At 67.3% G+C, this 21,309-nt stretch carries 18 protein-coding genes; 8 read left to right on the top strand and 10 right to left on the bottom strand.

Going from position 1 to position 21,309, the window contains the following annotated elements; genetic code table 11:
- Window positions 1–2: 2 nt before the first annotated feature.
- From ACBJ59_RS54560 to ACBJ59_RS54575, 4 genes are all read right to left on the bottom strand, one after another.
- Window positions 3–1,721: a hypothetical protein gene (locus tag ACBJ59_RS54560; protein WP_375117889.1), complete on the bottom strand. Its 1,719-nt coding sequence runs from the start codon at window positions 1,719–1,721 to the stop codon at window positions 3–5.
- A gap of 659 nt (window positions 1,722–2,380) precedes the next feature.
- The gene (locus tag ACBJ59_RS54565; RefSeq protein WP_375117890.1) at window positions 2,381–2,695 is read right to left on the bottom strand and encodes a MerR family transcriptional regulator; all 315 of its coding nucleotides are present in this window, start codon (window positions 2,693–2,695) and stop codon (window positions 2,381–2,383) included.
- A 223-nt stretch (window positions 2,696–2,918) separates the two neighbouring features.
- Window positions 2,919–4,043 (bottom strand): pentapeptide repeat-containing protein, encoded by a 1,125-nt coding sequence (locus tag ACBJ59_RS54570; protein WP_375117891.1) that lies wholly within the window; start codon window positions 4,041–4,043, stop codon window positions 2,919–2,921.
- Window positions 4,040–5,164 (bottom strand): Tn3 family transposase, encoded by a 1,125-nt coding sequence (locus tag ACBJ59_RS54575; protein ID WP_375117892.1) that lies wholly within the window; start codon window positions 5,162–5,164, stop codon window positions 4,040–4,042. Before ACBJ59_RS54575 ends, ACBJ59_RS54570 begins: the two co-directional genes overlap by 4 nt.
- 850 nt (window positions 5,165–6,014) lie before the next feature.
- Here ACBJ59_RS54575 and ACBJ59_RS54580 point away from each other — a divergent pair.
- Window positions 6,015–9,065: a BTAD domain-containing putative transcriptional regulator gene (locus ACBJ59_RS54580; protein WP_375117893.1), complete on the top strand. Its 3,051-nt coding sequence runs from the start codon at window positions 6,015–6,017 to the stop codon at window positions 9,063–9,065.
- 907 nt (window positions 9,066–9,972) lie between these two features.
- On the opposite strand, the gene ACBJ59_RS54585 is transcribed toward ACBJ59_RS54580, so the two are convergent.
- Window positions 9,973–11,043, bottom strand: a complete 1,071-nt coding sequence (locus ACBJ59_RS54585; protein WP_375117894.1) for a DUF6461 domain-containing protein — start codon at window positions 11,041–11,043, stop codon at window positions 9,973–9,975.
- 460 nt (window positions 11,044–11,503) lie between these two features.
- Between ACBJ59_RS54585 and ACBJ59_RS54590 the strand changes: the two genes are divergently transcribed.
- Window positions 11,504–12,184: a response regulator gene (locus ACBJ59_RS54590; protein WP_375117895.1), complete on the top strand. Its 681-nt coding sequence runs from the start codon at window positions 11,504–11,506 to the stop codon at window positions 12,182–12,184.
- Here ACBJ59_RS54590 and ACBJ59_RS54595 read toward each other — a convergent pair.
- A complete protein-coding gene (locus ACBJ59_RS54595; RefSeq protein ID WP_375117896.1) occupies window positions 12,171–12,353 on the bottom strand; it encodes a hypothetical protein in 183 nt (60 codons plus the stop codon). The two genes, ACBJ59_RS54590 and ACBJ59_RS54595, sit on opposite strands and share 14 nt — an antisense overlap.
- 860 nt (window positions 12,354–13,213) lie before the next feature.
- On the opposite strand from ACBJ59_RS54595, the gene ACBJ59_RS54600 reads away from it, so the two are divergent.
- Window positions 13,214–13,588, top strand: coding sequence for a hypothetical protein (locus ACBJ59_RS54600; RefSeq protein ID WP_375117897.1), 375 nt, complete (start codon window positions 13,214–13,216; stop codon window positions 13,586–13,588).
- A gap of 652 nt (window positions 13,589–14,240) precedes the next feature.
- Here ACBJ59_RS54600 and ACBJ59_RS54605 read toward each other — a convergent pair.
- Window positions 14,241–15,128: a DUF1963 domain-containing protein gene (locus ACBJ59_RS54605; RefSeq protein ID WP_375117898.1), complete on the bottom strand. Its 888-nt coding sequence runs from the start codon at window positions 15,126–15,128 to the stop codon at window positions 14,241–14,243.
- Window positions 15,129–15,158: 30 nt separating this feature from the next.
- Here ACBJ59_RS54605 and ACBJ59_RS54610 point away from each other — a divergent pair, with 30 nt between their 5' ends.
- Window positions 15,159–15,686 (top strand): hypothetical protein, encoded by a 528-nt coding sequence (locus ACBJ59_RS54610; RefSeq protein WP_375117899.1) that lies wholly within the window; start codon window positions 15,159–15,161, stop codon window positions 15,684–15,686.
- A 78-nt stretch (window positions 15,687–15,764) separates the two neighbouring features.
- Complete coding sequence (locus ACBJ59_RS54615) at window positions 15,765–16,382, top strand: hypothetical protein (protein WP_375117900.1); 618 nt, start codon at window positions 15,765–15,767, stop codon at window positions 16,380–16,382.
- A 291-nt stretch (window positions 16,383–16,673) separates the two neighbouring features.
- Here the strand turns inward: ACBJ59_RS54615 and ACBJ59_RS54620 are convergent, their stop codons facing one another.
- Both ACBJ59_RS54620 and ACBJ59_RS54625 read right to left on the bottom strand, forming a co-directional pair.
- Window positions 16,674–17,132 (bottom strand): SRPBCC domain-containing protein, encoded by a 459-nt coding sequence (locus ACBJ59_RS54620; protein WP_375117901.1) that lies wholly within the window; start codon window positions 17,130–17,132, stop codon window positions 16,674–16,676.
- Window positions 17,129–17,467 carry an ArsR/SmtB family transcription factor gene (locus tag ACBJ59_RS54625; RefSeq protein WP_375117902.1) on the bottom strand — a complete coding sequence of 113 codons (339 nt, stop codon included), beginning with the start codon at window positions 17,465–17,467 and terminating at the stop codon, window positions 17,129–17,131. The genes ACBJ59_RS54620 and ACBJ59_RS54625 overlap by 4 nt, the downstream gene beginning before the upstream one ends.
- 87 nt (window positions 17,468–17,554) lie before the next feature.
- Between ACBJ59_RS54625 and ACBJ59_RS54630 the strand changes: the two genes are divergently transcribed.
- On the top strand, window positions 17,555–18,043 hold the full coding sequence (locus tag ACBJ59_RS54630; RefSeq protein WP_375117903.1) for a DUF1579 family protein: 489 nt from the start codon (window positions 17,555–17,557) through the stop codon (window positions 18,041–18,043).
- A gap of 114 nt (window positions 18,044–18,157) precedes the next feature.
- The gene (locus tag ACBJ59_RS54635) at window positions 18,158–18,280 is read left to right on the top strand and encodes a hypothetical protein (RefSeq protein WP_375117908.1); all 123 of its coding nucleotides are present in this window, start codon (window positions 18,158–18,160) and stop codon (window positions 18,278–18,280) included.
- 378 nt (window positions 18,281–18,658) lie between these two features.
- On the opposite strand, the gene ACBJ59_RS54640 is transcribed toward ACBJ59_RS54635, so the two are convergent.
- A complete protein-coding gene (locus tag ACBJ59_RS54640) occupies window positions 18,659–19,258 on the bottom strand; it encodes a TetR/AcrR family transcriptional regulator (RefSeq protein ID WP_375117904.1) in 600 nt (199 codons plus the stop codon).
- A gap of 97 nt (window positions 19,259–19,355) precedes the next feature.
- Here ACBJ59_RS54640 and ACBJ59_RS54645 point away from each other — a divergent pair, with 97 nt between their 5' ends.
- Window positions 19,356–20,846: a carboxylesterase/lipase family protein gene (locus ACBJ59_RS54645; protein WP_375117905.1), complete on the top strand. Its 1,491-nt coding sequence runs from the start codon at window positions 19,356–19,358 to the stop codon at window positions 20,844–20,846.
- The last annotated feature ends 463 nt before the right edge of the window (window positions 20,847–21,309 follow it).

Below are 21,309 nucleotides of genomic sequence, written 5' to 3' on the forward strand. Positions count from 1 at the left end.
GCTCACGGCTTCACCTTGAGCCTCTTCTTCGACGCGCCCGGGAACACGACGACCAGGTGCTCCTCCCCTGTCTCGCCGAGCCGCACGTAGACCCGGAGCCGGTAGCGGCCCTTGCCCGCGATCGCCAGGTTCGGCATCGGGGCGCCCGCGCCCACCTCGCCATCGCCCATCTCCGGCACGCTGAGCCGGCCGCTGCGGCTGACGATCGGCACCTCGTTGACCAGCTCCCACCCGGCCGTCCGCAGTGGCGGTGCCGTACGGAAGGCCTTCACGGTGAGACACAGATCGGACACGTCCTCGACGTGTCCGACGAGCACCGTGCTGCCGGCCACCCCGATGGGGGAGCCGTCGTCGTCGTAGAGCTCGTCCACCGCCTGGTCCATCGCGCCTTCGGCCGCTTCGTCCTCGGGGTCGTGGATCACATAGCCGTGATCACCGTCGACGAACAGGAAGTAGTTGGCCGTGGCCTGCACGACACCCTTCCGCCGGGGCCACGGGTCGCGGCACTTCGCGTTCGCCTCGGCGATGTAGGAGTCGTTCGCCGCCTCCTTCTCCGCGGTCGACCGCAACAGCTCGGGACGGGTCGCTCCGATGATCTCCGGGCAGACGTAGACGAGTTCCCACGGGTTCGCGCCCCAGGCGGGCCGCTCGCTTCCGGCCCGCTTCAGAATCGCCTCCTGCTCCTCGCGGTCCTTCGCCCGGCACAGCGACCGTCCGTACGCGAGAACCCCCTGGTCCGACAGGCTGTCCGGGAACATGGGGGGCACCCCGTCAGCCGTGTTCCGAGCCAGGCACAGGAACATGGCGTCGCGTTCCTCGGGCTTCAGGTCGCCGAAACTGGGCCGGTCATAACACTCCGTCGACCAGCCGGAGTAGGAGAGGTGCGCGGACTGCTCCGGGTGGATCTGTGTGATGACCGGCAGCACGGCCACGGTCGCCACCGCGACCCGGAGCGCACGCTGCCGCCCGGGCCGGAGGTCGGTCAAGCGCTCCTCAGTGGGCAGTTCACGGGCGGTCGCCGCCATCCACACGAGGCTGACGAGTTGTACCGCGTCCATCACGACCCACACCACCGTGTGGCCGCCGGAGATGCTCTCAAGGAGAATGTTGAGCGGCAGCGCCAGCGCGAGCACGCCCACCGACAACCATCCGGCGGTCAGCGTGCCGCGGCTCCACCGGCCGTCACGCCACTGCCCCATGACCGTGATGACGGTCGCCGCCGGCCCGCTCAGCATCAGGAACAGCCCGACGCCGCCGCTCAGTGGAAGCTCCAGAAGGTCCAGCTGGTCGAGCAGATCGTTGGCCACCCCGGCCAGCTCGATCGCGAACAGCACGCCGGCCGCCGCGCGCAACAAGCCGGACCGCCATCGAATGACGAACAGGTAGAGGACGTCGATCGCGGCGAACAGCACAAGCTCGAACGCCAGGTCAACCCCATCGGGGAACAGCGCGATCGGATACCAGAGGAAGAGGGTATACGCCACCGCCAGATAAAGCAGCCAACGCAACGCCGTCGCCTGGCGGTTCATCGGTCCCGGCACGGGCGCGCGCAGGATCAGCCACAGGAGCGCGGCCTTCACCAGAGCGGACACGAACATCGCGACAGTCGTCACAATGTCGAACCTGTCGTGTTCGGCGAACCCCGCATAATTCGGCGGTGTCCACGTGGCGGCCACCCAGAGCCAGGCGTCACCAAGCACCAGGCCCGTGACCGCCGCCACGACAATCAGACCGACTATTACGGTCCTGACAATCCGCCATAACCCACCCGGAAGCATGGGACGCGATCTTAGCGCCGCCCACCGACAGGGCACGATTTCCTGATCGCCTCTGCCGGTTGGCTTCTCGGCACCGGGAATGCGGTTATCAAATCAACAGGGGCGTCGCACCCGCCAGAGCGTTTGTGAATCTCACCGAGCGTACGCAGGAAGTGGCCACCGTACGGATGACGACTTTCTCGGGAAGCCGGCCAATGGCGCGGGTAATACCGGCGTCCCGCAGGTCATCGCGGACACAGCCGGCGAGCATCGCGGCGACGTCCTGCCCGTGATGGCTGCTGCAACTGGATCTCCACGGTGCCGCGGACTTGTCCGGCGCTCACACCGCCCGATGGTCGTCTCCCGCGGGCGGCCCGTAGAGATCCCAGACCCGCGGCTCGGCCTCCCGCACCAGCACATGGCCGTCTTCGCCCACCACGGCAACGTACATGTGGTGGCGTGAACAAGCCGGATCCCGGGCACGGATCTGAATCCCAGCACCGCGCTGCGGTCTTTCAGAGCCAGGGAACACGCCTTACGTGCCTGACGAGATCATCCGACTCTGACCTGCGGGAAGAGGCCAATAACCCAAGATAACCATCGGTCTACATCATCGAGGGGGGTCACGGGGCGTCGTCACCGGTGTCGGCACCGTCGTCGTCGGCCTCGTGGAGCAGGTGCGCTCGACGGAGCACGTCGACCTGCGCGGGGTTGTAGAGCGGACCGTCGCCTCGAGCTCGGCGTCGACGGTCCGGAAGACGGAGGCCTGCCCTTCGCCGCTCGTGCCCATCTCGGCCACCCGCGCGAGCGGCACACCGAGCCCCGGTCAGGCGCTTGATCTGCAGGAGCCGCGTCAGGTGGTGCACCTCGTAGCGCTTGTAGCCGTTGGGCTCGCGGTCGGGCTCGTCGAGCAGCCCGACCTGGTGGTAGTAGCGCACCGTCTTCACCGTGGTGCCCGTCAGGGTCGGTCGTCAGCGGAGATCGTCATCGGCGCATTCAGACCCATCCGGATCTGAGTTCGGTCAACTTGGCCTACGTGAAAGAAGAGATCATCATCCTCTGACCTGCTGGAAGGGTCCGACAACCCTAGATAACCATCGCCTCGTGCGGAACTGATGTCAACGGTGAGCGGGCGTGGACCAGCCTGGTGGACTCGCGCCTTCACTCAGCTGGCTCGTCCCTGACTGCGAATTCGTCGTAGGTCCGGGGACGGATGGGAGGCAGCGATCGTGGCCGTGCGGGTTCGATCAAGGATGGTTCGAAACCATCGGGCCAGACGGTGCTCTCGTCGAAAACCACCCGCTTCAGGGAGGCGCCGGTTAGTACGGCTCCGCTCAGAGTGGCTCCGCGGAGATCGCTGTAATCGAGGCGGGCGCCACGAAGGTTGGCGTTACGCAGATCGGCCTGGCTGAGATCGGTGGCGCGTAGGTCGATGCCCTCGGCGATGATGCCGGTCAGGACGGCGTCTCGTAAATCGGCCTGGTAGAGGATCGCGTCCGGGAGGATAGCGCCGGCCAGCCGTGCTCCGCTCAGATCCGCACGGGTCAGATCGACTCCGACGAGAGAGGATTCGGTTAGATCGCTGAAATGGAGATCGACATCGTGGAGGCGAGCGGAGGCAAGGTTGGTCTTAGGCAGGACCACCCGATCGAGAGCGAGCACCTGGCCTCTTACCGATGGGCGGCGGCCCAGGACAGTGAGCGCCGCGTGGAGGTCCGGAGCCCGGAGGGAGAGGTTGACCAACTCGTCGGGGGTCGCGGCCGTACGCTGGGCGTCTTGGGCGCTTCTCTGAGGGTGGCGGGTGCGGGTACCGATGAACGCGGTGAGAATCTCGCCGATGGCGCGGCGGTCGGCTGTGGAAAAGCGTGCGATGCGTTCCAGGGCGTAGATGCCGCCGAGCCGGACATCCACGCTGGGATCGCCCAGGTGGGCGATCCCAGCGGCGAACGATTCGGTGGCCTGACCGTGGCGGCCGAGCTGAAGCTGACGCCAGGTGAGGTAGGCACCCATCAGAAGGACCAGGCCGCCGACTCCCTGGAGTAGGGCTGTACGGATGTTGTTCACGGCGGCCGCGTAGTCGGCCGGCGGTTGCGCCGATCCCAAGTCCCAGGCCAGCAGGTGACGAGGCAGCAAGATGGCACAGGCAAGGGCGGCCATACCCAAGATTGCGGTGACGATCAAGGGAGCCGAGATCCGGTGGCGCCAGGACGCACCGACGCGGGCAATCTTGTCGGTTCGGACGGGGTGGCGGGGAAACGGGGGCGTGTGGTCTTCGATGCGCGTCATGACCTCACCGAGGGTCGGGCTAGGAGGGTTGCACCGGTCGAGCCTCCCCTCTCGCGTGGAGGCAGCGCGTTCAATGTAGATCCGCGAGGACCACCGGGACCACTGGCATAGGAGTCGTCGATCGGGTCCAAGATGCTGAGCAGGTGGAGGGTCTTGTCGATCCGCCCGTACTCGGCGAACGCCTGCCCGAGCGGGGTGGGCCGCCCGTTACGGGCGAACATGCGCAGCAGGTCGTAGGCGCGGACCTGGTTGGTCACCAGCGACCCGGCGACCCGGGTCGTATCGGACCACTGGGTGTGGATCTTCTGCCGGTTGATCCTGTTGCGGGCGATCGCCTCCAACGGCCCGTAGTCGCTCGAGGTGTCCCTGCCGGGAACCTCCGAGCGCCGGAACCGCTGGTCGCCCAGATCGGCGAAGCGGGGCGCGAACCGGTAGCCGAGCATGGAGAAGATACCGAACACCATGTCCGAATCGGACGCCTGGTCGGTCGTGACGAACTCGGGCTGCGGGCCGGCGTCAATGTTGATCAGGGTGTCCAGGATGTACAGAGAGTCGCGCGGCGTGCGGGGCACGACCATCTGCCCGATCCCCATCACCTGATCATTTACTGCGTTCAAGAGCGTCAGACCGCGCTTGTACCCAAAGCACTTCGGCGACGGGGCAGCGTTGATCGTCTGGACCGAAACGACGAACCGCAGCCCCATCGACCGAGGCCAGCAGCCCGCCGCCCCACAGCGCCACGATTGGCACGCCACGCTGGCCTCGATCAGGATCGCGTTCGCCGCGGCGTGCGTCTCGGCCCGCACGTAGTTCTGGTCGACGTGCGAGAGCCGGCCACGGGTCAGCGCCTCGTCCCCGTCCTTGATCACCGGGGTGAGACCGACGTTGCAGGCCTCGCTGATCAGCAGCGCGACCAGCGAGCGGGGCAGGTCGTGCATGCGCGTGGAGGTGTCGGCCAGGTGCACATAGGCGTCCAGGAACCCCGTCCAGGAGTGCACCTCCAGCAACAGCTCGGGCAGACCGATGCGCGGCAGCATCGCCTGGCAGGCCGCACGCAGCCACTTCAGCGACGGGCTCTCGCCCAGCGCGCCGAGCTTCCACCGACAAGCGAGCGTGCCCATCGGCTGGGGTGACCACCCGGACCAGAGCGTCGTCGCCGGCTTCTTCGAGTCGGCCGGCCATCTGCCGCCACGCCGCGTCCAGCGCCAGCAGCTTGGCGTCCAGATGGGCCTCAACGGGGTCGGTGAGCGACAGAGAGGCGAGCACATCCTCACTGATCGCCTCCCACGCCTTGCCGTCCAGCAGACGCGCGCGCGGGCCGGCCCACCGCAGCGACGGCGCGGCGAACACGTCTCGCACCTGAAGCGCCCGAAACAACCCCTCCAGGACACAGACCACATACGCGTCGCGGTCCACCGAGCCCTTGGGCAGGCCGGGGCTGGCGAACACCGGCCGCTTCCAGGCCGCCGTCACCAGCGACCCGTCGATCTCCTCCGGGAGGAGGGGCTTGCGGGACACGTGCCGGCGCGTCAGCTCCGGCAGAGCGCGCACCGCGGCCAGGACCATGCGGCCACCGGCCGCCGCGCCCAGCGCCTTCCACGCGCCCAGCAGCTTCAAGAACGGGCGGGCGGTGTTGTACTTGTCGGGGTGCCGTCAACGAACGTGTCACCAGCCGCCATATCTACTCTGACCTGGGATGTTGTCTGACCTAGGATGCTGGTGGCCTCCTTCGTCGGGGCCAGGGCGGTTTCCGGGGGATGCAGCCAAGGTAAGCCCAAATGCCACTTCCACGGGTTCTCGATGCTGAGGGGCGCGGCTGTGACTGACTGTGATCTCCAGTGGCTGATCAGCTTCATGCGCCGCCTGAGTGCTCGTCACCTATGGGTGCTTCGTCACATCCGCCGCACTTATCTGAGGTTCTTGGCCTCTTCTCGCAGGTGAGCACAGATGATCTTTTCAGGCACGTGAGGCATGTCGACACTGATCCATCCACTGCAGTGTATTCAGAAGGGCACTACGGTAATTCTTGGTGATGTGGCCAGTGTCGAGGGTTTGCCCGCCTTCGAGGTGCTCGGCTCGTTGCGGGTGTGGGTGGACGGCCGGGAGCGTGCGGTGTCGCGGCCGGCCGTACGTCGGCTGCTCGGCGCTTTGCTGCTCACACCGGGCCGGCTGGTGGATCGGGCGCGGTTGGTTGCGTTCGTGTGGGGGCCGGCGGGGTGTGAGCCGGCGGCGCTGCACAGCGCGGTGTACCGGCTGCGGGACTGGCTGAGACCGACCGACATCGAGATAGTGCGCGAAGGCGACGGCTACCGCATCGAGGTGCCGCCAGAGCAAGTGGACGCCTCCCGTTTCCGGATCGCCGTCGCCGGCGCCCGGGCGGAGCCGGATCCGAGCCGCCGGACGGATCTGCTGCTGGCGGCGTTGAATTTGTGGCGCGGGCTGGTGCTGGCCGAGGATCTGGAGTGGCCCCACGCCCTGCCCGCCGTCGCGGAACTGCAGCAGGCCAGGATCGACAGTGCGCGGGAGCTGGCGGAGGCCGCCGTCCCTTGTGGGCGCGCCGCCGATGCCGTCGAACCTCTGCAGCGTCTTGTCGAGGCGCTGCCGTACGACGAGGCCGTCCACACCCAGCTGATCACGCTGCTCCGGCACGCTGACCGGCGTGCAGAAGGGCTGCGCCGTTATGAGCTGATCCGGCGTCACTTGGCCGACGACCTCGGGGTGGATCCGGGCCCGGGGCTGCGTCGGGCGCATCTGGCCCTGCTTGGCGACGATCTGCTGGCGCCTGGCCCGCCACCATCGCCGGTCTGCCTGCTACCGGGCGACCTGCCCGACTTCACCGGCCGCCAGGCAGAGCTGGAGCGCATCACCACGGTGTTGTCGGCCGAGCCCGGCACCTCGTCCACCCCGTCCATGGTGGCAATCTGCGGCATGCCGGGAGTCGGCAAGACCGCCCTGGCCCTGCGGGCCAGCCACCGGCTCTGCAGCCGGTTCCCGGACGGACAGCTGTTCGCCGATCTGAACGGGCCCGACGGCTGCCCGGTCGACGTGGACCAGGTGGTGGGCCGCTGGCTGCGGGTGCTGGGCGAGCAGCCGCACGCCATCCCCGACGGCCAGGCCGAGCGGGCCGAGCTGCTGCGTGCGCGGCTGGCCGGCCGGCGGGTGCTGGTCGTGCTGGACAACGTCACCGATGCCGGACAGATCCAGCCGTTGCTGCCCACCGGGCCCTCCTGCGCGGCCCTGCTGACCAGCCGGTCCGATCTGGCGGCGCTGTACGGCATGACCCGCATCAAGTTGCCCGTGATGCCGCCACCCGAGGCGGCCGCGCTGCTGGGGCGTCTGATCGGCGGCGCCCGTATGGAGGCCGAGCCCGATCCGGCGCGGCGGCTCATCGAAGGGTGCGGCCGGCTGCCGTTGGCGTTGCGGATCGCCGGAGCGCGGCTGGCGGCCCGCCCGCACTGGACTGTGGCGCGCCTGGCCGACCAGCTTGCGCGGGCCCATCGTCCACTCGATCACCTGGCCCTGGGCGCGATGGAGGTGCGCGCCGTCCTGGCCGTCGGCTACCGCGCGCTCGATGCGCCCCAGCGCCGCCTGTTGCGGCTGCTCGGCCTGTTGGAGGCGCCTGATGTCGCGGCCTGGGTCGCCGCCGCGCTCCTGGACGGACCGCTGGCCGAGGCCGAGGAATCACTGGAACGTCTGGCGGACGCGCAGTTACTGGAGGCGGTACGGTCCCCGGGGGGCGAGCAGATCCGCTACCGCCTGCACGATCTGGTTCGCGCGTTCGCCCGGGAACGCGCCGAGGCCGAAGAGGCGCCGGTGAGCCGAGAAGCCGCACTGCTGCGCGCCCTGGGCGGCTGGCTGGCGCTGACCGAGGCCGCCTACGACGCACTGTGGGGTGGCGACTACATCTCGCTGCATGGACAGGCCGCCCGGTGGTGGGCGCGGGAGGGCGTCGAGCACCTGGTGGCCGACCCGCTGAGCTGGTACGACAGCGAGCGGGCCAACATCGTTGCGGCGGTCGGGCAGGCCGCCCGTATCGGAGCCGTCGAGCTGTGCTGGGATCTGGCCGGTTCGGCTGTGCCCTTGTTCGAGGCCCGTTCGCATCACGATGAGTGGCGGCAGACGCACGCCGTCGCTCTGGCGGCGGCGCTGCACGCGGGTGATGACCGGGGCGCGGCACTGATGAGCGCGAACGAGGCACTGCTGGACAGCTACCGGGGCGACTATGAGCGTGCCCGCGCGAAGCTGGCCACGGCCATGAAGCTGTGCGAGCGGACCGGGAACCGAGGCGGCTGGGCTCTGGCGAACTCGATGGATGCCCGGATCGATGTGATGCGGGGCCGTTTCGAGGGCGTCCTGGCCCGGTATGAGCAGACCCTGGCCCACATGCGGGAGACGGAGGACCGCGGAGGTCAGTTTCTGTCGCTGGGTGACATCGGCGAGCTGCACATCATCCAGGGTCGCCCGGATCTGGCCCTGACCGTCTTGGAGCAGGCCTTCGAACTGGCCCACACCACCCCCGTGTTCGGCCCGCACATGCGTGCCAGGTCGCTGTGGTTCGTCGGGGAGGCCCGGCTGGCGATGGGTGACCTCGACCGTGCCGAGGACGTCCTGACCGAGGCCCGCCGGCAGTCCGAACAGGCGGGCACTCCCCATTTACTGGTGTCCGTGCTGCACGGCCTCGGGCTGATTCGGCTGCTTCGCGAGCGCCTGCCAGAGGCCGAGCCGCTGCTGAGCCGCGCCCTCACCTTGTCCGTGGACATCGGCGAGCGGGTGCCCCAGGTGCGCGTTCTGCGGGCTCTGGGCAAGCTCCATCGCCGCCGCGGCGACGTCGACCGGGCCGCCCACTGCTTCACCGAGGCCCTGGCAGTGAGCCGGAGCATGCGGGCACTGCTGTGGGAGATGCGTGTGCTCAACGACTTCGCGGACCTGCACGAGGAGATGGGCGATGTCGAGGCCGCGGCGGCCGAACGGCTCCAGGCCCAGTCCCTGCTGCAGCAGAGCGACCGCTCCACCACCTGGTGAGAACCCGGTCAGTTCTTGGTGAGCCCGGCTTGCCAGCATCGTCAATGCACACCGAAACGAGCGAACGCCGGATCGGTCAGCACACATGGCGCAGGTGAGGGCGTCGACCGCTGGCGTACCAGCGTCTCAAGCACGTCGCCGTGCACACGTACGGCTCGCCATTCCGACCGTGACGACCATCCAGGAGACCACCATGCATCCAGACTTATACCTGTGGGTCGAACGCGTCCGAGCCCGTGAGCTGCGGGAGGAGGCCGACCGGCAGCGCAAAGCGCGCCAGGTCGGCCGCGCGTCGGTCATCAGCGCCTTCGCCGAGCGGCTCGGATGGGTGCTGGTGAGGACGGGCCTTCGGCTTGTGGACCGCCACGCCAGCAGGCCGCACAGGTCCGGTCTCGGAAGCCCGCAGCCCTCTTCCAGACGGATCTCCCGCCGTCGCCCGGCGACGTAGGCGCCGACCAGCACCACGCCCCTCGTCTGCAGGCCTACGCGCTGCATGGCCTCGGGCTGATCCGGCTCCGTCACGGCCGCCCACCGAAGGCTGAGCCGCTGCTGCGCCGCCCTTCGCGCATGTGACGAACATGCCTGACGCCTTCTCGGCACCCTAGATAACGAGATCGGCGCTGGGATGTCGCGGTGTGATACGGGGGGCGAGGAACCGGCGGACAGCCGTTATCGATGAGAACGATCTTGCTAACGGGCGCGGCCGGGTAGAGTACGGGATTCGGGTGGGGTAGTTGCTGGTCAGCGGCGCGCGAGTGCTGCGCAGGCGGTAGAGCGGCCGATTTTGAGGGTACGGGCGGGCTTTGGTGACCGAGGCGCCGTGCCCCGCGGGACATCAAACCTCGATCAAGTCGGAGAGCCGGCATAAGTCGTAATCAACACAAATCAAACGCCCACCGAGAGTAGGTCAGAGGTTGAGGATATGCTGCTGGACGGTCGGCCAGTCCATCCCAAGAGCTTCATCGGCAATCTGAAGCGAAGACAATTTTGGGTTGCTCTGTTCGATCTCTCTAAGCGCAACTCGGATGGCAATCCCAGCCCTCCATCGCAACCTCATGAACTCAGAGTCCGCAGCGGAGGATTCATATTCATTGGTAGCCTCCAGCCAATCTCGGCCGAGGCGAAGTGTGCGGTCCATGACCTCTGTGTGGAGCGCCGCCTCGGGGACATGCCCTGAGCCGTAAGCGCTACGAGCCTCTGAAATTTCCGGCCATTCAAAGCCGAATTTCGCGACAAGCAGGTCAATAATCCAGAAGAGAATTCCGGACTTCTTGCTGTGCGGCCACGCATCCGGAGAATTCGGAATAGTTGGTTGTGCAGCGATGGCACCACTGTGTACCGAATCGCCGTCGCCGATCGGAACGTCGACGTAGACGACTTCGTGGGTTGAATTTAGCCACTCTTCGGTTATGCGAAGTCCTGACCGAGCTTCCAGGATCGCCAGCGCCGCCGCCTTTTGCGCGACAACGCCAGCAGGGCTGTCCTCGGAAAATTGGTGGATGAATTGCAGCTCTTGGCTAAGCGCTTCCGGATTGGTTCCGCCAGCGAGCTCACGCGAGAAACCTTCGGGGAAATACGCGACGATATCCCCGTCCTCGGCATACGTAAGGGCCTCCCAAGTTTTGCCGCCCCACTCGATTCCCAGCACCGACGCACCACTGCTCAGAGCGCGGCAATAGTCTCTCAGCGAGGTGGATTGAGAGGATAGGTTGAGGATCGATACCGTCCCATCTCCTGCGGATCGATGGACAAAGAATGCCGCTATCGGACAGTGCAGCGTTATTGGAAGTTCGTATACGTCTTCTTGTCGAACCTCTGGCGGAGTCCCACCTGCGAGAACCTCGTGGATATCGTCTATCTCAATCGAGTGATGAGCTTTTGGCGTGACAGAGACCCACCACATTCGATCGGATAGCCACTGAACAGAGCTGGAACGCAGCAAGGGTAGGTAGTGGTTGATTGCCGCAAGGTCGTACATGATGCCTGATACTACTCCTCGATAAATCGATTGAGAAGATGGTTCACGTCGAGCCGGCCCGGGAGCGCTGAAGCTTCCATTTTGGGCACCTGGGCCAGCTCAAACAGGGTGCGCTTGTCGCTTGACGCTAGAGGGCGTCGTCCGATGCACTACCGTCTGCGAGGCTGGACTGCTGATTGGCCCTCAATTGGATGGGGCTGTTGGAGCACTGTCCGGCCTAGTGACTGGACTTCTCCTAGCCGGCCTAGCGGCCTGGGTTCATCTTGTTGGGTTCGGATCTGGTTCGCCATAGTAGGGCAGTTGCCCTGGCGGCTTATTGCTTTCTTGGAAGACGCTAGCCAGCGTGATGTGCTCAGGCAGTCGGAGCTCGGTATATGAATTCCGTCATGAACTCCTGACATCCTGAGGGCGGCTTCCGCGTAACCGCCCGGCTCCCCCTGTCCGAAGGAGTGCAGACCCTATGACGGTTCGCGTCGTCCTCGTCGACGACCAGCCGCTCGTCCGTGCCGGCCTACGTGTCCTGATGGCCGACACGCCGGACATTGATGTCGTGGCAGAGGCCGGGACAGGTGCCGAAGCAGTCCAGCTGGCCCGAGACATCCCGATCGACGTGATCGTGATGGACATCCGTATGCCCGGAATGGACGGCATCGAGGCCACCCGGGTGATCGCGACAAGCCCCACCGCGCCGCGTGTCCTCGTCCTCACGACCTTTGACGATGACGACTACGTGTACGCCGCGCTCCGCTCCGGCGCCAGCGGATTCCTCGTCAAGGACATGGCTCTGGACGACATCCTCATGGGGATCCGCGTGATCGCCGCCGGCGAGGCGCTGATCGCGCCCAGCGTCACAAGGCGTCTCATCGCGGAGTTCGCCGCCCGCCCGGAGACCCGGGGAGGGCTTCAGGCGAGGCGAGCTCCATCGCGGCCGCGTCCCATCGAGGGCATCACCGAGCGAGAACGCGAGGTCCTGACCCTCGTCGGACGGGGTATGTCCAACAGCGAGATCGCTGCCCACCTCTACATCAGCGTGGCCACCGCCAAGGCACACGTGTCACGGCTGCTCACCAAGCTCGATGTCCGCGACCGGATTCACCTCGTCATCCTTGCCTACGAGACAGGTCTGGTCACCCCGTATTGATCACAGTGATGAGCAGCAGCATGCTGCCCCTGGCACGCGGGGGCCCGTCGATCCGACCCGCCGGCGGGAGATCGTCGATGCCTTCCCGGCCGCCACTCGCGGCCGGGATTTCCAAGCCTTGATCACGCTGCTCCGTCGTATCGTTCACCAGCATCTGATGGTGGCTCACGTGCACGTCCGCTCTCGCGGACGCGGGGGGTTGCGTGCTCATACGAGCGATCTTGACAGGCAGGTCCGACAGAACGGATCCCATCGGGGCCGCAGCGGCTTGCGCGGCTCGGGCCAAACATGGTCGGCGGGCCCAGAGCAGTATGGGACGTTGGTGCGGGTACGATCACCGCTCAACTGGACGGTGCGCTCCCCCGCCTCGTCGATGCGGAACTGGCGCTGCCCGTCTGGAAACCAATCATCGTCCTGAGGGAGACCACGCGGCCGATAGCGCCGGTGCTGCCGGTCGGTGGGATCGCTGCACGACCCAGCCGCGCCGACCGTCCTGCGGCCCGCCTACGATTCTGGCGATCACATCCATCCCAACGACGCGGGAGCCGAGGCCATAGCCGACGCACTCGCCAGAGTCATCGCCGCCGCCTGAACGCGGCGATCGGGGGGCGTCGGCAACTCGCCCACCGGGCCCGGGACGCCTGCCAGGCTCACCGAACCAACACCGCGCACCCCGTCACGACGTCGGACGCATCCTGGCCACCGGCGAGGCACACCAACGCCCCGCCCATCACAAGAAGGGGACCAAGCCCAGACGCACCACCTGATCTCGTGAATGAACGCCGCCGGGCACCGCCATGCGGGCCGCGCCATGGGCTGGGGAAGTAATCGTTCGGACGTGCCGAGGCGGTGCGGACGCCGACGTTACTGCCCACTTGGAAGATCCGGCACCGGGAGTGGGTCCTTGCCCTCGTCCCTGATTGACGACTACGTGTATCAAGATCCCCAGACGTCCGCTGCCGTCCGTGGCAGGGTTAAGGAGCAATCAAGCCGGTGCAGATCCGCCGGACGGGGACACGAGGTGAGAGCGTGACCATGACTGATGCGCATGCCGGGCGCAAGGGGCGAGCAAGAAGCGGCCTATGGGGTCCCGCTCTGGCGAACCTCGGACTTGGCGTGCCCGCCATGGTGCCGTTCTATCTGGCGTGGTGGCTGCTGACCGAGTACATGCCGATGGACTGCGGCCTTGCCGAGTCCACCAACTGCAACTACGAGACCCTCGAGAACGGGTCTTTCTTCAGCATTTTACTGGTGGCAACCGGTCTACTCACCTTGACACAGGTGATCGTGATCGACGTATTCCTCCCACTCCGGCATGGACGACGGCTGGCGGCGTGGCTTGGCTCTGCCGTGCTCATCCCCGTCCCGTTCGTGGTGTGCGTGGCGCTGGCCTCGCTGGTCTGACGACCGGCTCTAAAATCCCATTTGGCGAGGCCGCGCGACCAGGCCGCATGACGGCATGACGGATCTCCGATGGGATGAGGTCAGGGACTTCTTCGATCCCGACTCGATGGGCCGCTCAACTATGTAAAGTAACTAGTTCATTACCTGTAGTAGTTATCGCGCCGGACGAACTGCGATGCGGTCACGGTGACATGTGAGCGAGGCGTGTGGCGCGTCGAGGCCCGCGCCACCGGAGCGCTGAAGGGGACGCCCTTTGACTTCTCACCGTTCAGCGGGAATCTCGCGGTGGCTGCGGCGGACTGCTGACCAGGCCATAGCGGTCTGGCACGTCCTGTTCCCCCCGCCCGCCTCTACGCCGTCGTCTACAACGCCGGCGAGCACCGGCCGACCCCGACGCGCCGGCACCTAGACCGCCTACGCGACGTGCCGCAAGCAGTGCGGTCAGTGCCGTACGTGACCGGCGGCGCGCGGCGGCGGTGGGAGCACGGCGCCTGGGTGATCCGCCCTTGCACAGGTTGGAGATCGTACTGATGAGTTAGCGGCCGGGACAGGCTCTGATCTGCGGCACGACACCCTGGCTCGGACGGTTTCGGAGCGGACTTGTTCAGGTCGCTCCGTGCTGAGAGGAACTCAAACGTCCGGCTAGTAGATGTCAGTGCCCTTGGACATAGGGGAAAACCTGGCTGAAGTCGCGGGCGGCCAGCCGGTCCCGGCGGATGCCGAAGATCAGGATGCCTCCGTCTCCGAAGATCATCCCGTTGTCCTCGTCAAGCTGGAGAAGATTGACCCACTGGGAGGCCTCCGCCGCGAAGCCGGGATCATCCGGCCTCAGCCCGGCCGCGGACGCGGCCGCGGTTTCGACCGGCGACTGCAGGGCGTCAGAGTAGCCGCCGACCTGATGCTGCGGCCCAGGCCTCTTACGCCGTTGGTCGTATAGCTCAAGCTCCCAGGCGAAGGTCTCGCCACCGTCCCCGATGTCGGGATCCTCGTCGTCGAGGTTCTCGGCGTCGGCGTACACCATGCGGTCCCACACCAGTTCCCTGGCCGCATCCAGACTCCCGAAGGCGTCCAGCACAGCAGGGTGGCCAAGATCTGGCCAGCTCGGCTCGGTGACTGCGGCGAGCGGCACCTCGGGGAACACCCGCGCCTCCCCGCGGAGGGGCACCTCGCGCTCGGGGACGCGTACGGCCCCGGGAGGCAGCGGGACCACCTGCGCGGCCGTGCAGTCCCAGGTGGCGAAGAACAACAGCGTTCCCTCGGCGGGCAGGTCGATGTCCGACTCGTAGGCCGCGAGTGCCACGCAGTCCAGTTCGGCGAGGAACTGCATCGCGGGACCACCGTCGCCGGCGCGCGGCCACGGCATCCCTTCAGGGAGCCGGGGCAGGCCGCCCAGCCGGCCGACCGTGGTCGCGCCCTTCTCGGCGATCGACAGCCGGATGGCCGGACGGGCCAGGGCGAGGAACGGCTCGGCGAGCTCCTCGGGTAACAGCTCCCGGACGTACTCCGCGAAATCCAGCATCCAGTCCTGCACGCCGCTCATACTGCCCGGACCTGATCTCGAACGGAAGCGGTGGGCGAGCAGCGACACAGCCTGCCGCCCACGGCGACGTACCGGACCTCGAACCTCCCGTCCGAGGGACAACTCAACCTGAACACCGACACGAGCACCGGCAACAACACGCGAACACCGGCACGTTCAACTGCAACCGACCTTGGTAGCGTGATCTTGGTAGCGGCAAAGCAGGAAGCAACATGGCGGGAGCGCGCCCTCAACGCCGAGGACGCGTTGAAGGCAGCCCACGCCAAGATCGTCCAGCAGCGGGGCCGCATCGGCGAACTCCTGGGCCGGATCCGAGATCTTGAGGCTGAGTGGACGCAAGACGCCATCCGGCGCATCACCACCGAGTACACCACCCTCAAGCAGCGAGTACGGCAACTCACCACCGACAACCGGACCCTGGACGAGCGGTTGAAGGCCGCACGGGCGACCTGCGGTTCCAGGACCGTCGCCTCGCCGACCTTGAAGCGCAGCTCGCCGACCCCGGCACGGCGACCTGAGACCCGACCCCGGCTTGCCAGTGGCTGCCCGACTTGTTGACGTCGAGACCATTACGGTGTACAGACCCCTGCGGCCCACTCACCACAGGAGCCGGCGGGCAGCCCGATAATGGCGGACATGGTCATTGTCGATGTCGTCCTGGAAACCTACGACGCGGTTGACTTCACGGCCTGGCCAATCGCCGAGCCGTCCAGCGATCGGCTTCTCGCGCTCTCCGGCCAGATGTCCCCGGCTGAAGTCGGGACCGCGATGGCCGTCATCTTCAGCTACAACCGCCTCCCTGTCGAACCTGTCGCCAGCCTGACCCAGGCCCACCTGGAACAGCACCTCGCCGAAGCCGAAGCCCTGATCGCTCCAGGCGGACTTCGTTTCCGTGACACCGGCACGGGCGTCGAGGTCGCGCCCGGCTGCTGCTTCGGACTGGAGAACTGGCGCGACTGGTGGGACGTGCCCCTCGGCCAGGAAACCTGGCTCGGACACGCCCCGACAACCCAGCTTGAACACCAGGGCCAGACCATCCGGCTCCGGCAAGGCCACCAAGACGATACCCCGGTCCACGCCATCGAATTCGCCTTCGGCGAGTTGCAGAGACTGCTCATCTCAGCGCAACAGCAGCTCAGCGGATTCCTCGAGCTCGTTCAGCGATGGGCCACCAACATCGCCCCCGGCCTGACCGACAGTCTCATCACTGTCCTCGATGAGCACCTGAGGATCAACGAACCACTGCCCTCTTGATCTTCCGTAGACTCCTGCGGTCGGTGAAGTCGATGAGGCCGACCGGCTCAAGACCGCGGGCCTGGAACAACTGCGTGACCATTACGACCGCAGCCGCCTCGGCATGCCCGGCATCGCGAAACGCCTGGCCCGCGACCCCAGCTCTACAGCCGTATCGAATTCGTCCACGAATACCGGCCGGTGTCCGCCTCCGGCTCACCTTCGTCCTGCAGCGCCACCGAGCCGCCCTCGGACTACCGCTGTCGGCCGACGACTTCACCGACGCCGAAGCCATCGCCGCCGTCCACCGCATCACCACCGGCAACTTCCGGCTTCTCCAACGCCTCTTCGCAGTTCCTGGCGTTCTGCCGTTTCGCCCAGACGATGGAGCAGGTGCGCCCAGCCGTCGCTGGTCTCCTCTTCGAGTACGGCCGGCAGACCGCTGTGGCGCAGGGTGAGCTCGGTGCCGTCACCGTCCGGGGTCAAAGTGACTTCGACTCGGGATGTCTCTGGTGCCATGTCGGGCGCTCCCGGTGTGGCCTCCCAGCCGAAGGTGAAAACGAGACGTTCGTACGGCACGAACTCCACGAACCGTCCGCGCATCACTGGGCGTGGGCCCTCGTGCATCGCAACCTGCAAGCTGCCGCCGGGACGGGCGTCCAGCTCGGCCGTTCCCCACCATCGCGCCAGGCGTGCCGGGTCGGTGAAGAACCGCCAGACCGTCTCGGGACGCGCACGGATGTGCAACGTCTGCTCAATCGTCCTGCTCACAACGATCCCTTCACGTCCTGGGCACCAGTGTGCGCGCGTTCTTCTTGCTCGGCTTCGTACTGGAGGCGGCTGAGCGAGGTGGACCACATTGTCTCCAGGAACGTCACCGCCTCGGCCAGCCCCTCCGGACGCAGCCGATAGAAGCGGCGATTGCCTGCACGGCGGACGTCGACGAGGCCGGCCGCTGTCAGCGTTCGCAGATGCTGGGATACCGCAGGGCGACTGATCTCGGGAAAGCGCTCGGCGATCTCGCCTGCCGATACTTCGCGATCCCGCACCAGGACGAGGATGGCGCGGCGGGTCGGGTCCGCCACAGCGCGAAGCGCGTCGTCCATGGGCCACCGCCTTCGTTTGCGCACTACCGGGACAGTATGTAAGTGTTTAAGCAACATCTTACACTCTATCGATGACGAGGATCCGCCATGTCAGGAGACGACAGCACACGCGCCCCGCGATCGGAGAACCAGCGCCTGCATGCGCTGGTCGGCCGTTGGCGTTCGCAGGGGCGTATCGCGGCCACCGCGACCGACCCGGCGATCCGCGTCGCCGGGTCGGACACCTACGAGTGGCTGGCGGGCGAGCACTTCCTCATTCACCGTGTGGACGTGCGCATGGATGAGGAACACGTCGAGGTCATCGAGATGATCGGGCCCTACGATCCAGCGAGCCGGACCTATCCCATGCGCTCCTTCGACAATCAAGGCAACTTCGTCACCATGCGGGCAAGCGTCGACGACGGGGGTGTCTGGACGTTCGCCGGCGAGACGGAGCGGGCGACGCTGGTGATCGCCGAAGACGGCGACTCCATGACGGCCGAATGGGAGCGCACGGACAACGGCTCGAACTGGCGGCACTGGATGGACATGAGCTTCACGAGGGCTCCCAACCCCAGCGCCATCCCTCGCCGCTGAATCCCTCGCAGATCAAAAGCCTCACCGTCGAGTTTCGCCTCGCCGGTCCTGGCGCAGGCACCACAACACCATCATGCTTCGCGCGTCTATCCGTACGCGCCTTTGCACATGGAGGTGTACGCCGACACCTGGTCACGGTTCCAGGTGCTGATCCCGGTCTGGGACAAGACGCTGCCGACCATCGTGGCCTGCCCGGATGCGACATTGCGGCGGATCGGCGGGCCCGGTCACCGATGAGATGTGCGCGCGGCTGTCGCCGATCCAGTACGACCACATCTGACTTCCTGGGCCGCTACGCCTTCTCCCGAGCTGACGTGGCCGGGGCTTTGCGCCCCTTCCACGACGGCGCCCACGAGAGCAGCTGAGCGTCGGTTCAGGGAACTGATCAGGAGGCCGCGCGAACATGGAGCCGGGTGAGGGTCAGTCGGTGGTTGACCGCCACGGTGCATGGGGCTCGGTACGGCGGCGTCGGCGCGGACGCTCAGGACGTAGATGGGACGGTCGTCGCCGGGCGCGGTGCCGAGGTAGAGGTGGCCGGTCAGATGGCACCAGGCCGGGGAGCGGCCGGACTAGAGCTGACCTTGTCCCCACCTGCCCCCGGTGTCCGGGGGCAGGTCACGTACTCCTGAACAGCCGGTCCAGCTGCACGTCGATCGCGGCGAGCGCGTCCTGGGGCTCGATCACGTCGAGTTCGATCAGGGAGGTGAAGCCGGTGAGGGCGAGGAGCAGGTTGGTCTCGGTCGCCGGGTCGCGGCCGGAGTCGATGTGCCCGTCGGCGATCGCCTGGCGGACCAGCTGCTCGACGAGGGCCCGCCCTTGGACGAGGCCGCGGCGCGCCTGCTCGTGCACGGCCTCGTCGTGCAGCGCCTCCAGGACGTAGGCGGCGCTCATCCGGCTGGTCGCGCGGGCGTCGGCATGCAGGGGGAGCATTTCCGCGAGCGTCAGTCGCAGCACGTCACGGGGGTGCGGACGGTCACCGAGCTTTTCGAGCCCCTGGTGTACGCGCACCGAGGTCTGCTCGGACGCGAAGTCCATGGCGAAGGAGAGCATGGCGGTCCGGGAGGCGAAGTAGTGCTGCAGCTGCCCGAGTGACATGCCCGCCTCCTGCGCCACCACGCGCATCGTCAGCTGTGTGACGCCGCGCTGCTCCACCACCCGCCACAGTGCGCGGGCGATCGCTTCGCGGCGTTCGCGGTGATCCACCTGTTTCGGCATCGCCGGCCCCTCCCTCGTACCCCGGAACTGTTCCAATACGATTGACATAATACACCTGACCCATAATCCTGGGGTCCACTCGAGGGAAGGAATCGTCATGTCCGAACAGCCGAAGGTACGGACCACGGAAGGCGTCGTGCAGGGGCGCCGGCGGCAGGGGCACGCGGTGTTCCGCGGCATCCCCTACGCCCAGCCCCCGGTCGGAGCGCTCCGCTTCGCCGCGCCCGCGCCGCCGCACCGCTGGGAGGGGACGAGGCAGGCGGTCGAGTTCGGCCCCGTGGTGCCGCTGTCCCTGCCGATCGACGTGCCCCCGCAGGGCACCGACTGGCTGACGCTCAACGTCGGCACTCCGGATCCCGGCGCGGCGGGACTGCCGGTGCTGGTGTGGATCCCCGTGGGCGGCTACCTCTCGGCGGCGTCGAGCGACCCGATGTTCGACCCGGCAGCGCTGGCCGAGGCGGGACTCGTCGTGGTGACCATCAACTGCCGCGTGGGCGCGGAGGGATTCGCGTTCCTCGACGACGCGCCGCCCAACCGCGGATTCCTCGACCAGATCGCGGCGCTGGAGTGGGTGCAGCGCAACATCGCCGCCTTCGGAGGCGACCCCGGCCAGGTCACCGTGGCCGGGGTGTCTGCCGGGGCGGGGTCGGTCGCCGCCCTGCTGACGATGAAGCCGGCGCGCGGCCTGTTCCGGCGGGCCATCGCCCATTCGGTGCCGGGGCTGCACAGCACCCCCGCGCTGGCACGGCAGGTCACCGCCGCGTTCGCGGACCGGCTCGGCGCTGCGGCCCCCACCGCCGAGGCCCTGCGCGACATCGACCCCTGGCACCTGGCCGCCGAGCTCACCTCCTTCAACGCCGGCCTCCACGCGCACCGGGAGAGCTGGGGACGCCTCACGGAGACCGGCACCGCGCTGTGCCCCGTCGTCGACGGCGAGGTCCTCCCGGAAACGCCCTGGCCCGCGCTGACCGGCGCGCGCGCGAGCGGCACCGAACTGCTCGTCGGCCACACCCGGGACGAATTCCGGTACTTCAGCGTCATGAGCGGACGGTACGGCACCTTCACCGAGCAGGACGCCCACGCAGCCCTGGAACTGCACGCCCCGCAGCCGGACGGCGCGCGAGCCTACCGTGCCGCGTTCCCGCAGGCAGGCCCGGAGGAGCTGGTGGAGACGGTGTACTCCGACGCCCTCTTCCGCATGCCATCACAGAAGCTGGCCGAGGCGAACGCCGCAGCCGGCGGCACCTCGTACCTGTTCGAACTGTGCTGGGTCGCCCCGGCCCTCGGCGGCATCCTGGGCGCCTGCCACAGCCTCGACGTGCCCCTGGCGTTCGGCACGCTGGACAGCCCCGTCGGCACCCAGCTCATCGGCGAGAAGCCCATTCCCGAGGCCGTCGCGCTCTCCCGCGAACTCCAGCAGGCATGGGTCCGCTTCGTCACCACCGGCGACGCGGGCTGGGCCGCCCACCGGCCCGGCGGGCACCTCACCCGCGTCCTGGACACCGAATCGAAGACTCTGCCCTACCCCGAACAGGCATCCCGCCAGATCTGGGAAGGCCACTCCCCCGCCCCCTTCGATCTCTCGTAATTGTCCGGGTCGGCTCCTACGGCTGCGACGCCGCCACTCACCTGCCCATCGGGGACAGCGCGAACTGGCGTACAACCAGGCAACACCCGGCCCGCTTGGCATCAGATCCCACCCGAGGGTGACGGACGACATCAAGAACCGGGAGAGGCCACGGGAGAGGGCCCAGGTCACGGACGATCCCGGCCAGGGCCCGGATGGGCTCGCTCTCCGCCTCCCTCCGCCGCACCAGCGCGTACGGCAAAGGCTCCAGATCGGTGACCAGCAGGTAGGCGATGTCCGGCCGTGCCCAGTAGCGGGTGACGTGGGCGGGAAGAGCACCACGAGCCCGTCCATGCTCCCGAGTTTCGCAGTTAGTGGGCAGACGAGAGCGCTGAATTGGGTGTTTGACCTGGGACAACGGGCGTGGGAGAGCCTGCGAGTCGTGTGTCCACGCCTGTGTGCTGGGTTCTTGCTGGTCGGAGGC

Source organism: Nonomuraea sp. MTCD27 (assembly GCF_041950495.1).
Classification (GTDB): Bacteria; Actinomycetota; Actinomycetes; order Streptosporangiales; family Streptosporangiaceae; genus Nonomuraea.

Coding starts and splice junctions, on each gene's coding strand:
- ACBJ59_RS54570 (WP_375117891.1), bottom strand. CDS start 4,043: ATGACGCGCATCGAAGACCACACGCCCCCGTTTCCCCGCCACCCCGTC.
- ACBJ59_RS54575 (WP_375117892.1), bottom strand. CDS start 5,164: ATGGGCACGCTCGCTTGTCGGTGGAAGCTCGGCGCGCTGGGCGAGAGC.
- ACBJ59_RS54580 (WP_375117893.1), top strand. CDS start 6,015: ATGTCGACACTGATCCATCCACTGCAGTGTATTCAGAAGGGCACTACG.
- ACBJ59_RS54585 (WP_375117894.1), bottom strand. CDS start 11,043: ATGTACGACCTTGCGGCAATCAACCACTACCTACCCTTGCTGCGTTCC.
- ACBJ59_RS54590 (WP_375117895.1), top strand. CDS start 11,504: ATGACGGTTCGCGTCGTCCTCGTCGACGACCAGCCGCTCGTCCGTGCC.
- ACBJ59_RS54605 (WP_375117898.1), bottom strand. CDS start 15,128: ATGAGCGGCGTGCAGGACTGGATGCTGGATTTCGCGGAGTACGTCCGG.
- ACBJ59_RS54615 (WP_375117900.1), top strand. CDS start 15,765: ATGGTCATTGTCGATGTCGTCCTGGAAACCTACGACGCGGTTGACTTC.
- ACBJ59_RS54625 (WP_375117902.1), bottom strand. CDS start 17,467: ATGGACGACGCGCTTCGCGCTGTGGCGGACCCGACCCGCCGCGCCATC.
- ACBJ59_RS54630 (WP_375117903.1), top strand. CDS start 17,555: ATGTCAGGAGACGACAGCACACGCGCCCCGCGATCGGAGAACCAGCGC.
- ACBJ59_RS54640 (WP_375117904.1), bottom strand. CDS start 19,258: ATGCCGAAACAGGTGGATCACCGCGAACGCCGCGAAGCGATCGCCCGC.
- ACBJ59_RS54645 (WP_375117905.1), top strand. CDS start 19,356: ATGTCCGAACAGCCGAAGGTACGGACCACGGAAGGCGTCGTGCAGGGG.